Here is a 13,457-nt window from a genome sequence, read left to right on the forward strand (position 1 = left end):
ATTTCCGATGATAATTACACTTATCCTTTAATTATCATAAGGATAATCCACATATTCCCCATTGAAATCTCAGATACGGCCATTTCAGTGGCAAGATATAGCCTTTGGACAAAACTTTTCACCATCAGTGATGAAATATTTCGCTTTAGCTTCATCTCACCTTTGGGTAAAAAGATCGGGTGCTGCGAATGGCACAGGTATTTTTGGAATTTTGACCATGTCACACTCCTATGAATTTGACGACGATGATGCGCCATGGGGCGATAACGTCAAAGGTAAGCAAAAGAATAAACGCGTGAAACAGCGCCGCAGAGATACTAAGCGACGTTACTCGGACGATAATACAGAGGTGGATTTCTACCAAAATAAATCGAAGTAACTAAATCTAAGTACCCTTGCTCTCACGGGTTTGTTTTACAAATTCGTTCTGTGCTAAACCTGCCAAATCTGAGCAAGTTGGATAATATCCAACTTGCTACTCAACCCCGTTATCCCCTATCAAATACTTAATCACTCCAGTGTAAAATCAATGGGCTTAATTGCTTATTTGCCCTATGCTTTTTGGGCTATAACTCCCAAATCATTGGACTTACACTGAAATTTAAGGATGAACGCCATGGAAAAACAGCGCCCCGACTTTATTTATCCCCAAGGCAGTATGTTGATGCACTCGCCCTTAGTGCTAAATAAAGCCGATATGTACGGTTTTTTTCTTAAGGGGAAACAGGAAAACCTGCAACGCTCTATCGATAAAACCCTGAATCAAGTTGCCGGTAGCGCAATGTATTTTAAGGTGCTGTCTCCCTACGTACTGACAACCTTCACTCAAATTGAAAAAGCATATTCCGCTTATCCAGAGGACAGAGCTAAGGGCTGGATCCAAGAAACGGACATCATCACTTGGGTCATGGTCGGGCGCCAAGATAGCAGCGACAGTAAACAAATCAGCCAAGTGTATTTTCAGCCGCTACACATTTGGGTGAACGATGCCATGGCCTTAATTAATGGCAGAGAACTCTTTGGTTATCCTAAGTATTTATGTGAATACACTATGCCAGCGGTTGGCGAGCCTCTGACGCGATTATCCCTTGAGACCAAAAGTTTTTTACATTTCTCACCCGAAACCGAACTTGCCCTGCATCCATTAATTGAAGTGAATTGCAATGCCAAACCCGAGGCACAGCTCTCAACCCTTGAAGCGATAACCCAAACTTGGCAACTCTTTAAAGAACAAACCGATTTTATTCCAGAACTTGACCAGCTTGGCGAAGAGCAGCTATTTCATCTGTTATTTAAACCCGCTATCGATCAAGTATTTCTAAAACAGTTCCCCGACTCGTCAGGGCAAAAAGCCATTTATCAAGCCATCGTTGCCGCGCCAGCCCAAGTGAATAAAGTGCACAGTGTTGCCCTGCTAAAAAATGATTTTGTCGCGACCATTTTTGATAATGCCAGCTTCCCGTTAAAAGATACGCTCGGGGTCGAGATTGGTGAGCAGCACGTTTTACTCCCTTACCATGTGAACTTCGATTTTGAAGTGCCGCCCGGCGAGGTATTAGTCGATAACTCCGAAATCAAAAAACAGAAAATAGCCATTCTCGGTGGAGGTGTCGCGGCAATGACAGCAGCCTGTTATCTAACCGATAAACCCGGCTGGCAGAATCAATATGAGATTGATGTCTATCAACTCGGCTGGCGTATCGGTGGTAAAGGGGCAAGTGGCCGCAATGCCGCTATGGGGCAACGCATCGAAGAACATGGTTTACACATCTGGTTTGGTTTCTATCAAAACGCGTTTGCCTTAATGCGCAAAGCGTATGAGGAATTGGATAGGCCAGCAAACGCGCCGCTTGCGACTTTTTTTGATGCCTTTAAACCCCATAACTTCATCGTCTTACAGGAAGAAGTTGATGGCCGTTCTGTAAGTTGGCCAATCACTTTCCCAATGTTACCAGGCATCCCAGGTGATGGCACCGAAACCCTCACCTTCTGGAAAGTCGTTAAAGTCGCCTTTGCGTGGATCAAAGAATGGCTCAAAGACATGGATGACCTGCTCGATGCAGATGAAAATGCCATGGGAACACCTAAAAACTGGCTCGATAGCAGCTGGTTTGAACGCTTAAAAGATAAGTTAGAGGATTCGGTCGAAGATGCCAAAGAATCACTCGACGCGCTCGGTGATAAGCTTGAATGCCATTTTAATCAAATGATTGGCCGCGAGTGCGATGAGCATGTACACAGTGAAAGTGACGATGGTTTTGTAGAATCGGCCGTCGATGCCCTGCATCAAAGACTCGTGAAACGTTTTAGCGGACATTTAGATAATAATGACGAACTGCGCCACTTATATATAGCCGCCGATCTGGGGCTCACGATCCTCAAGGGCATGTTTGCCGACGATGTGTTTGAGAAAGGCTTTGACGCCATCAATGGTTATGATTATCGCGAATGGTTAACCAAACACGGCGCCAGCCTTAAGTACACAGTCGACAGTGCGCTAGTGCGCGGTTTTTACGACTTAGTGTTTGCCTATGAGAAAGGCAACTTCGACAAACCTAATGTCGAAGCGGGCACAATTATCCGCGCTATGCTGCGTATTGCCCTGTGCTATCAAGGTGGCGTGATGTGGAAAATGCAGGCCGGAATGGGTGATGTGGTCTTTACGCCTTTCTACGAAGTACTCAAACGCCGCGGAGTCAATTTCCACTACTTCAATCGAGTTGATAATCTCGAATGCCGTAATCAAAGTATTCAAGCGATTGAGATCACTGAGCAAGTAGCTCTGGCGCCGACTGTCACAAACTACGATCCCTTGGTCGATGTTAAAGGTCTCGCCTGCTGGCCGAGTACGCCCAATTATGAGCAACTTGAGCCTGAACAAGCTGCGCTGCTCAAAGCCCATAATATCAATCTTGAACACTTCTGGAGCGATTGGGACAGCGTATATGAAACGCACTTTGGGAAAGCCCTACCGAAAAAGCGCTTAGTCAAAGGTGTGGATTTCGACAAAGTCATCTTCGGTCTTTCCATAGGTTCTGTGCCCCATGTGGCGAGTGAAGTCATGGCACAAAGCCCAGCCCTCAAGCTTTGCGTTGATAAGGTGCAAACTGTCGCCACTCAAGCCTATCAACTGTGGATGAACCAAGATCTGAATGGGATAGGCTGGCCTAATTACTCTGAAGATGGCGAGGAACCCGTATTATCGGGCTTCACCGAACCCTTCGATACTTGGGCATCAATGAACCAACTGCTAGACAAAGAAGATTGGCGCGGCTTAGAACCTAAAAATGCCAGTTACTTTTGCTCGGCATTGCCTGTCGAGGCCTATCCACCAAGCTCGGATGTAGATTTCCAACAACGGAAAACCTTAGAAGCAAAAGCGGGTGCTATCCATCAACTCAATACCGAAATCCATAAACTTTGGCAAAATGTCGGTGATAGCTTCCCTTGGGAATGGTTACACGATGAACATGACCGTCAAGGTGTTGCCCGTTTCGATAGCCAATATTGGCGCGCAAATGTAGACCCATCCGAGCGTTATGTCTTATCGGTTAAAGACAGCTCGCAGTATCGCATCACGACGGATGGCACAGGGATAGATAACCTGTATATGACGGGCGATTGGATAAAGACAGGCCTTAATGCGGGCTGCGTCGAAGCGGCGACGATGGCGGGAATGCACACTTCAAAAGCGATATCGGGTCATCCTGCGGTGATTAAGGGCGAAAAAGACTTCTAAGCTCGTCCTTAAATCTAGCTAAGTCGCAAACTTGGACACTGCTGAGTCCAAGCAAAATGAAGCTAATAAATCTAAGATAAAAACATAAACGGCGCAGATAAATTCTACGCCGTTTATGTTTTCTAATGTTCTACTAAAACGATTATTTTAACTTTTTCAATAGCTAGCTTAAATGTAGCCTCACATCGACACCGCGAGTATCTGCATACTCTTGACGACGCTTATCCATACGCGATTGATATAAGTGAGTGTCAGCAGAACGCAACCACTCATGGGGATCTGCGACCTCAGTGTTTAACGACATCCCAAAACTACACTGGCACTCTTTAAAACCATGGCTTGCTAATTCTTCACCTAAGCCACTCAAAGCACTCTGTAATAACTGGATACCAGCAGAAGGCGTCACAATCACAAACTCGTCACCACTAATACGATAAACCTTCATGTGCGCTAAGTCTGTTGCTTGCAATAACTGCACTATCAACAGCAATAATCTATCGCCTTCTTGATGGCCGAGTGTTTCATTGACACTTTTCAGACTATCGATATTCAATAGTGCTAACGCCATCGGTTGCACGACTTTATCGGCAAATCCTAATTGTGAGTTCATATATTCGTCAAAGGCATAACGATTACCGACTCGCGTTAATCCATCTAAACGTGCCTTTTCCCATGCAATCGCTAACTCTTCAATATGCGCCTTACGTTCCTCAGCAAGTAATTTCAGCTTATTCGCTAACGCTAAGGACAGTAATAACGCATCAGCCGTACCGCCCATCAGAGTCGCAAGCTCTGCATGTTCAATGAAATCAGGAGTGAGCCCCATATTTCCGGGTAAAATAATCACCGCAGGCAACAGCAAGCAAGTAAAGGCAAGAATAAAATAACGCGCAGGAGCAAAGCCTTTCATCAAGCACACATTACCGCAGGTAATCGCTAAAGCAATCCATAGCATAATCAGTACAGAGGCAATAATTGCCGTATAGGATAACAACCAAATACTGGTCGGCAGAGCCACAATACAGGCAAACATTAAATACTGACTAAGACGCCACAGCCGCGGAGAGTAACTAGGCAACTGCAGGAAGTGCTTGTAAAACATGATATTAAAAATAGGCAAACTGATGAAAAACAGATGATGCAACTCAAGGTAATGGAAATTAAATAAGTGTGCGGGCAAATGGAAAGTCAGTGCCCAGCCACCAAAATAAGCAAATACGTAAAGGCCATAGTAGAGAAAGGCTTTATCAAGAATAGAGATATAAATCAAAATATTATATAAGGCGATAAACAATAATCCGCCTAAACACAGCAGCACTGCCATTGCGAGACGGTCAGACATAAGTTGATGATCCGCCACACTTTGCAAAGCTATCTCAGGGGGAGATGAGTAATAACGACTACTCAGCTTCACCACCAGCCAATAATCCGTGCCCATATTCAAGGTGACCTTACGACCATAATCGAATAAAAACTGGTATGGAGCAGTGTAGCCACTGTGGGCATGTTGTACGCTGCCGTCACTGCCGAGTATCCAATAATCTACGGATTCAATAATCGAATTACTTGCATCCACTACCCAGTTTGATTGACGTTGATTGACCATCACAGGTGTAATCATCCAATAATCGCCACCGGTTAAGCTGACCGAACTAGCTTCGTCGAGTTGTCCCATCCAATGGGGCACGGTTTCAAACCGCTCAGGAGGCTGTTGATCCGCTTTAGCATGGAACAAATACGGGGAGTCCAACGCAATTTCAGCGCTTAATACAGAGGGACTTAATGTCCACAAGAAAAGTAAAAAACACCAAAATAGAGTTTGTTTAAGTTTGTTCATCGGCTTATTTAGTTAAAGGGCCATAGATCATTTTTACAGCTATGAAGAAAATGCTAATGCTGTCAATCTTAGTCGATAGTTGGATTTGTAGGTTAACTTTATGGCTACATTTAGTTTTTTACAATCAGTTAGGCTAAATTAGTCGGATATACCATGCCTTATGATGCTATTTTAGTCTCAAAGTCCAAACTGCGGTATGAAATTCAAGATACACCTTAATACTGACTTATTTTTGCTGGGATCCTATGCAGCCTCTATTGATGATTTTAGCCGCACAACTACTGATTGCCAGCGGTAACCTATTGGTTAAGTTGCTTGAAACCAATGCGCCTGTTTTTCAACTGGTACTCTACAGGCAATTATTTGCCACCCTGCTTGTACTGCCTTTTGTGTGGCACTTACAGGGTAATCTTAAACTGAGTCCTTTTTACAAAGTGCATCTCGCCCGCGCGCTATTGATTGGACTGGGCAACGCCATTTTTATGCTCGCTATTCTGCATCTTCCGCTCGCAACAGTAACAGCGGTGATTTATACCTCACCCTTGTTACTGCTAGTACTATCGGCCATTTTTTTAAATGAACGAATTGGTTATCGACGCACAGTCGCAGGTCTTATCGGCTTTAGCGGTATTTTACTTATCAGTCAACCAACAGAATTTAACCTGTATATAGGTTTAGCCTTTTTCGGTGCCATGACATCAGCGTTGAATAGTTTGATTTTAAAGGCCTATTCGACCCATGAACATCCTTTTTCCATGCTCTTTTGGTCTAATGCCTTTGCGATGATATTTCTGATACCTGCGACCTTGTACGAAGGCGCCGAATTTAGTTTACCAGTGGCGCAAGTGGGGCTGACTTTGGGACTATTTTACATTGCCATGACCTATCTCATCATCCATGCCTATCGACGTGCCGATGCGAGCCAAATGGCACCAGTAGAATATACAGGATTGATTTTTGCAGCCTTGTTAGGCTGGTGGATACTCGATGAAGAACTCAGCCTAGTGATTTTAATCGGTATTGGATTGGTCATTTTCTCATCCATATTGCCAAGCTACAGTGAGCTAAAGGCAAAATGGAAAAGCCGGCGAAGTTAACCTCGGCCGACTCTTTAATTCGACATCACGATCGCAATATAGCTAAATCAATATGCCTTGTGCTTAGAAACGGAATTTACCGCCAATATACACACCATCTTCGAAAGTAAAATTGCGGGCATCATCGTATTCGAAGGCAATCTTGCGGTAACCAACATAAAGTGCCATGTTTGGCGTTATACGGTATTGCACTTTTGAATCCAATTCATAATGACCATCAACATTGCCAAATGACAATACAGACGGTGCATAGTAAGCCGCAGCGTGCAGTGAAATATTGGGCCCCATTGATAGTGCATAACGACCACCAACAGAAACGGCACTGCCATTGGGTGAATAGTCAGACCAAAGCTGGCTTAACTGAGCACCGACCTCAAAGTGATGCACACCCGCATCATGGGTCATGTGCATTGCACCTTGAGCGATATGGCCGCCTTCATCCGCATAGATATAACCCAAAACCGCGTTAGTATCTTTGTTCAATTGCAGTTCTAACTCAGTTGAAACCACATCGTTGTTCAACCCAAGATTAAATTCTGACGCATTCACTTGCAGCGCTGCTGCACTCAATAATAAGACACTTGCTACTCTGAACTTAGCCATAAAAAAACACCTCAATAATGACTGTGGGTAATAGCCGCGGATCATACCGAATAAATAAAGAAAATCAGCCTATTTGCGTATAAAGAGGGATTATTTGCGAGGAATATACAAATGTAAAACAAGATAAAAACACATTAAGATCTAAGTCTTTTCACTTACAACACAATTAGACCGATGGGGTACGATCGCCAACTAAAGACTGCATTATCGCTTCAGCATCGACATTAACGCTTAAAGCTAAGTAATACCAACCCACAGTATTTCCCGTGCCACGGATACTCAAATAATTACGCCAAAACTGAAAACCAGCCTTCAATAAATTAGCTTGACTCGACGTGTTCTCGGCGCGAATAGTCGCATACAAAATCGACATTCCTAGGGCCTTTGCCACCTCAATCCGTTTATGAGTTAACCCTTGTGCTATGCCTTGACGTCGATAATGGGGCGATACCACCAGATAACCCAATTCACCGACAGTGCCTTTATCGACAGTGCCTTTACCGGCTTTTATCGCGGCGCAACCGACAATCTCACCCTCGATAGTTTTCGCTAAGATCACCGCACGGGAATCGAAAAAGACCTGATGATCCAACGGATGAGCATTATCATCACGCCCATCAATTAATTGTGCCGCCAGCGCTAATTCTTCCGGCTTTTTACCTATAACAAACTGAATGTTATTCATATCCAGATTAAACCGTTAATGTTCCCAACATACGGTGAATGCACACCAAATTGCCGTGCATTCATCTTCCAAACTCACCCAAGAACCTACGCTACAGATATAACAACGTCGCCATACCTAAGAAAGTAAAGAAACCCACCACATCGGTCACAGTCGTTAAGATCACTGAACCCGATAACGCCGCATCTTGATTAAACTTCTGCAACACCATAGGCACTATCACCCCAGCAATAGCGGCAACGGCCATATTAATCAATATCGCACAGCCAATCACTATACCTATCGTCGCTTCACCGAACCACCAGCCAGAGACTAAACCTATCACTATCGCCCACAAAAATCCGTTAACTATGCCAATGCCGAGTTCGTTTTTCATTAGCGAAAACAAGTTACCCGCCGAAATCTGTCCCATGGCCATGCCACGGATCATTAGCGTTAGAGACTGGCTCCCCGCGATACCGCCCATAGAAGCGACAATCGGCATCAACACAGCTAATGCAACCACTTGCGATAGGACATTTTCAAATAAACCAATGGTCGCTGAGGCAAGGAAAGCCGTCAGTAAATTGATCCCAAGCCATACTGCACGGCGCTGAGCACCTTTCATAATAGGGGCGAACAAGTCGTCGGATTCATCCATACCCGCTGTTGCCATCAACTGCGCCTCATAATGCTCACGCACTAATGCCGTTGCGGTTCGTAGCGTCACTCGGCCGATTAACTCTCCGGACTCATCAATCACAGGCAATTCAATTTCGCGGCTGTGCTCTATCGCTTCGGCCGCTTCCAAAAGACTCGTATCGGCGGATAACGCACGGCAGTCCTCAGACAAAAGTGAAATCAATAATTCATCGGGATTATGTTTAAAAATATCATAACGACGAACAGTACCTTGATACTTATCCAGATCATCAACGATAAACAAATTGTCGTTACAGTCGAGCTCGATACGGCGAAAGAAGCGCTGAGCTTGAGCAACTGTCGCCTTATCACTGAGCACCAACATTTGATGATCGGTATAACGGCCGATTTCATTCTCAGAGTATTGATCATAAAGTTCGAATCGTTGTCGCTGACGCTCTCCCATCTGAGCCAAGGCACGATCGGTAAAACTTTCAGGAAGATAATCACTCCACTCAATTAAATCTTCTGGGCTTAATTGTGCAAATAACAGATCCACTTCATTGTCAGGCATCCGCTTCAGGATCCCCATACGTGGATCGGCACGCATTAGGCTCAGCACAGTCACTCTGTCAGCAAATTCAACTTGCTGCCAACGCTCGTAACGCTCATCCAAGGGCAAGGATTCAAGCGCTAAGGCTATGGTTCCAGGTTCTGAGTCATTCAGAATTTCACTAAACACTTCAGCCTGTTCTTCGCCTTCAACTTCAGTGAGTTGTTGAACTACTTGCCCCACATCCGCTTGCATGTTTGTTTCGTATTCTGCGTCATTTTCTATCACACAGATGCCCTTTTCTTTAGCCACAAAATTGCTGTAACTATATTGATAATTAAGTAAATTAGCAAACCCACAAAATAAATTGCGCGCAATTATATTGCTGAAAATTATTTTAAGGTTTATGCTGTTTGGCTAAGATCCTACGGAGGTGAACATGACTACGAATATATACAGCCAATCAGCAACAGACATTCAAGGCAACGCGGTAAGCTTAGAGCAGTATCGGGGCAAAGTACTCTTAATCGTCAACACCGCCAGTGAATGTGGATTTACACCGCAATACAAAGGATTAGAAGCGCTATATCAAAAATACAAAGATCAAGGATTAGTGATTTTAGGCTTTCCTTGCAATCAATTTGGCGCCCAAGAAAAAGCCGATGAACAAGGCATTCAAGCCTTTTGTGAATTGAATTTTGGCGTGACGTTTCCGCTATTTTCTAAAATAGAAGTGAATGGCGAACATACCCATCCACTTTATCAATACCTTAAGAAAGCCGCTCCCGGCGTATTAGGCACTCAAGGTATTAAATGGAATTTCACTAAATTTTTAGTTAATCGCCAAGGCGAAGCAATCGAAAGATTTGCATCAACGACCAAACCCGAAGCATTAGAAAGTAAAATTGCTGCTTTGCTAAAATAATTTAATCACTATCTATTTGAAATCTTGCAGTTTATAAAAATTTAGATTTATTTTAATTTTTTTATGGAACTTTAACCGTACAAGGCCCCTCAAATGTATTGAACAGTGAATGTCTTTTTCATATTCATCATCTCCCTGGGGCTTCTAGCGCAGCCCCCTTGACCTAGGAATAGGTCATTAGGCAACCATTAGGTTGCCTTTTTTTATCCCTTTATTTTATATGTAAAATAAATGTAACAACTAAGTGTGAGCACTCAATATCTCTCAAAAACTTTTTTTGTCTTTTTTCTGATATCGGTGAACTTAATTAAAAATGGCGACTCTGAGTATAGGTAAGGATTAACGGATAAGATTAAATGCACCTTGAGAATGAAATATGTGAAGTCGCAGTTTCATGCACTCAAATGACACAGTTTCTGTTTTATCGCATTGAGTCGAATTGGTTGGTCGTTCATCATCATCTCCCTTTTGGGGCACAATAGAAAACACGCTAGCGCACTGAATTCTATTTGTATCCCGCACTGATTTCCTTGTGGCAACCTTAGGTTGCCATTTTTTTTGCTCAAATTTCAACAAGTGCTAACGCTAGCTCATAGATTAATAAATCTGGCACGCGTTTAATTTTTATCCCCATGATTTTAATGTAAAACAAATGTAACACTTAAGTGTAAGCACTCAGTATTCCCCAGAAAATGCCCCAGAAAATCTTTTTGAAACTTTTTAGGATTTTTTTCTGATATCAGTGAACTTAATTAAAAATGGCGACTCTGAATATAGGTAAGGATTAACGGATAAGATTAAATGCACCTTGAGAATGAAATATGTGAAGTCGCAGTTTCATACCCTCAAATGACACAGTTTCTGTTTTATCGCATTGAGTCGAATTGGTTGGTCGTTCATCATCATCTCCCTTTTGGGACACAATAGAAAACACGCTAGCGCATTGAATTCTATTTGTATCCCGCACTGATTTCTTTGTGGCAACCCATAGGTTGCCATTTTTTTTACCTAAATTTCTATAAGCTGAGTGATTTGTCCAATTGAACTTGAATCGAAGGATGATAGCCTGCACGCGCCTTTGTATAGATGTCTTTTAATTCAGAGTGATATCCCGCAATTTGTAACTCAGCATAGAGTGGCCGCACAAATTTACCACGTCCAATACGCACTAAATAGGCACTTAATGCCGGCAACACAGGATCATAATGATTACGAATCGCGACTCGAAACCAATCACAGGCAATTTCTACATTAGTCGATTGGGTTAATTGGAAGGTTTCATCCAGATCCATCAATTGAACTTGACTAACGACTTCAGGTAATTGGGTCAGAAAATATTGCCAATGGTGCACTCGCCAATCTTTAACGCTTAACCGACCCGCTGCCGTTCCCTGTAGAAAACACGCCAGCGCATCATCGACTTTATCTAAACTCATGGATGTTGGTCCGCAATAGCCCTCAGGTAAGCCTTCACCATAAATCCACGTTAATAGTTCAGCTTCAGTGATTTTATCTGCATGTAATTGCTGTAAAGTTTGTTTTGCGTACTCGACAAACACTTCGGTGGTAATGGCTTTAAACGCAAAATGATTCACATAAGTGAGTAAAAATTTATCAAATTCTACTCGCCCTAGCCTGCGCTCTAAATCATGGACAAACATCGAAGCCTTATCATAAGTAAAACGATTAAAGGCAAGATTAGGATCGTCCTGCTGCACATTAGCGGGTAAAGTTTGCTTATCCTTAGGCAAAGACGCTATTTCTTCTTTTAAGCGACCAAACTCTATTACCCATTCTAATTCTGCCTGTTCTTTGCCGTAGACAGCCTCGACAATACGGTTAGTAAAATAGGTCGTGAAACCTTCGTTTAACCAGAGATCACGCCAAGTCGCATTACTGACCAAATTGCCCGTCCAAGAATGCGCTAACTCATGGGCAACGGTTGACACTAAGCTTTTATCACCAGCAATGAGTGTGGGCGTTAAAAAGGCTAAACGCGGATTCTCCATTCCACCGAATGGGAAACTCGGCGGCAAGATAATCATGTCATAGCGGCCCCATACGTAAGGACCTAACAATGACTCGGCAACGTCGAGCATGTATTCAGTATCTTCAAACTCTTTTGCGGCGGCCGCTAGCATGCTCGGCTCGGTATACACGCCGCATCTTGGACCTATCGCTTGAAAGGCAATATCACCCACAGCCAAGGCCATTAAATGGGTCGGAATAGGCTGTTCCATCTCAAAGTGAAACACACCATTAAGTGGCGTATCGGGATGATTCATCGCGCTCATAACGGCGCGCATGCCTTTGGGCACTTGCACCTTAGCATCAAAAGTGATCCGCACCTTAGGCGTATCTTGTAATGGGATCCAACTGCGGGCATTGATCGGTTGCGATTGACTAAAGAGGTAAGGTAACTGTTTACCCGCGGTTTGCTCAGGCGCTAGCCACTGTAATCCTTGGGCGGACGGAGAGGTTTGATAGTGAATACAAATCTGCTTGCAAGGAGATTCTGGTAACGTGATACACAATTTTTGCCCGAGTATGGGGTCAGCTTCATTAAGCACAAAATCGAGCGGTTCTTCATCCATTTCTGTTAATACATTCACCCCCTCTGTAGCATTAAAACAAGTCACAGCGAGTATGGTTAGATCTCGACTATCAAGCCAAAGCTCTGTTACATCACACTCAAGAAAATCCAAGGACAGCGTCGCTTTAGCGAAAAGACGCTGCGCGTCAAAATCCACCATGACATCCAAAGAGACATGGGTCACTTGCACTTGTTCGGTATTCGCAAAAGAATGGTAATCTCGGGTTAAATCCCAAGGGGCTACATCAGCTAATGTACTCTTAGTTGGTTGCAACACTGTCGCCTCGATATTCAAGTTTTGAGCGGTATGTTCTAAATAGTGGGTTATGAGTTACCTTGCTGTGGTGACGGGCTTGATAACTTATCACTAATCATTAGAAGGTATTATCGACTGCAAATTTACTCAGAGGCAAATCGTAACTGAGCTCTAGAGCTCCTTAGGAACAAGTTTTTTGTAACAGTTCATCTTTGGGTGTAGGTACCGAGTTTGCAATAAGCTATCTCTAGCTTGCTGGATTTATCTTTATGTAGTGATGTGATGGACGCCTCAGCACYTAAGCTTGCAGTATTATGCCAAGCTTAAAGCTGACAAATAGTTCTGGAGGTTTCCATCATGGATATTAAAGTTATTGGTATCGATTTAGCCAAAAATGTTTTTCAAGTTTGTGTTTGTCTTATGGATAACTCTGTCATGAGTAACAAAAAGGTTAACAGAAACAAGCTGCTCGATAAAATTAGACAATTCCCCGAAGGTAGCCTTATTGCTATGGAGGCCTGTGGTACGGCGCATTACTGGGGAAGACA

Annotated in this window: 9 protein-coding genes and 1 pseudogene; 5 read left to right on the top strand and 5 right to left on the bottom strand. The window is 43.5% G+C overall.

What is annotated here, in order from left to right:
• Window positions 1-217 precede the first annotated feature (217 nt).
• The gene (locus L5M71_RS03190; RefSeq protein ID WP_006080915.1) at window positions 218-379 is read left to right on the top strand and encodes a hypothetical protein; all 162 of its coding nucleotides are present in this window, start codon (window positions 218-220) and stop codon (window positions 377-379) included.
• 237 nt (window positions 380-616) lie between these two features.
• Window positions 617-3,739 (top strand): NAD(P)-binding protein, encoded by a 3,123-nt coding sequence (locus L5M71_RS03195; protein ID WP_263191331.1) that lies wholly within the window; start codon window positions 617-619, stop codon window positions 3,737-3,739.
• 163 nt (window positions 3,740-3,902) lie between these two features.
• On the opposite strand, the gene L5M71_RS03200 is transcribed toward L5M71_RS03195, so the two are convergent.
• Window positions 3,903-5,576, bottom strand: a complete 1,674-nt coding sequence (locus L5M71_RS03200; RefSeq protein ID WP_263191330.1) for a diguanylate cyclase — start codon at window positions 5,574-5,576, stop codon at window positions 3,903-3,905.
• Between the two features lie 245 nt (window positions 5,577-5,821).
• On the opposite strand from L5M71_RS03200, the gene L5M71_RS03205 reads away from it, so the two are divergent.
• Window positions 5,822-6,673, top strand: a complete 852-nt coding sequence (locus tag L5M71_RS03205) for a DMT family transporter (RefSeq protein WP_105249758.1) — start codon at window positions 5,822-5,824, stop codon at window positions 6,671-6,673.
• 63 nt (window positions 6,674-6,736) lie between these two features.
• On the opposite strand, the gene L5M71_RS03210 is transcribed toward L5M71_RS03205, so the two are convergent.
• The 3 genes from L5M71_RS03210 to L5M71_RS03220 form a co-directional block, all read right to left on the bottom strand.
• Window positions 6,737-7,276, bottom strand: coding sequence for a YfaZ family outer membrane protein (locus tag L5M71_RS03210; protein WP_028760670.1), 540 nt, complete (start codon window positions 7,274-7,276; stop codon window positions 6,737-6,739).
• A 166-nt stretch (window positions 7,277-7,442) separates the two neighbouring features.
• Window positions 7,443-7,961 carry a GNAT family N-acetyltransferase gene (locus L5M71_RS03215; protein ID WP_263191328.1) on the bottom strand — a complete coding sequence of 173 codons (519 nt, stop codon included), beginning with the start codon at window positions 7,959-7,961 and terminating at the stop codon, window positions 7,443-7,445.
• 91 nt (window positions 7,962-8,052) lie between these two features.
• On the bottom strand, window positions 8,053-9,423 hold the full coding sequence (locus L5M71_RS03220; RefSeq protein ID WP_028760672.1) for a magnesium transporter: 1,371 nt from the start codon (window positions 9,421-9,423) through the stop codon (window positions 8,053-8,055).
• Window positions 9,424-9,574: 151 nt separating this feature from the next.
• On the opposite strand from L5M71_RS03220, the gene L5M71_RS03225 reads away from it, so the two are divergent.
• Complete coding sequence (locus L5M71_RS03225) at window positions 9,575-10,060, top strand: glutathione peroxidase (protein ID WP_106651117.1); 486 nt, start codon at window positions 9,575-9,577, stop codon at window positions 10,058-10,060.
• Between the two features lie 1,016 nt (window positions 10,061-11,076).
• Here the strand turns inward: L5M71_RS03225 and L5M71_RS03230 are convergent.
• Window positions 11,077-12,930: a M1 family metallopeptidase gene (locus L5M71_RS03230; protein WP_263206384.1), complete on the bottom strand. Its 1,854-nt coding sequence runs from the start codon at window positions 12,928-12,930 to the stop codon at window positions 11,077-11,079.
• Between the two features lie 336 nt (window positions 12,931-13,266).
• Between L5M71_RS03230 and L5M71_RS03235 the strand changes: the two are divergent.
• Window positions 13,267-13,457: pseudogene (locus tag L5M71_RS03235) on the top strand (IS110 family transposase); the annotation flags it as partial.

Source organism: Shewanella sp. SW1 (assembly GCF_025653545.1).
Taxonomy (GTDB): domain Bacteria; phylum Pseudomonadota; class Gammaproteobacteria; order Enterobacterales; family Shewanellaceae; genus Shewanella; species Shewanella oncorhynchi.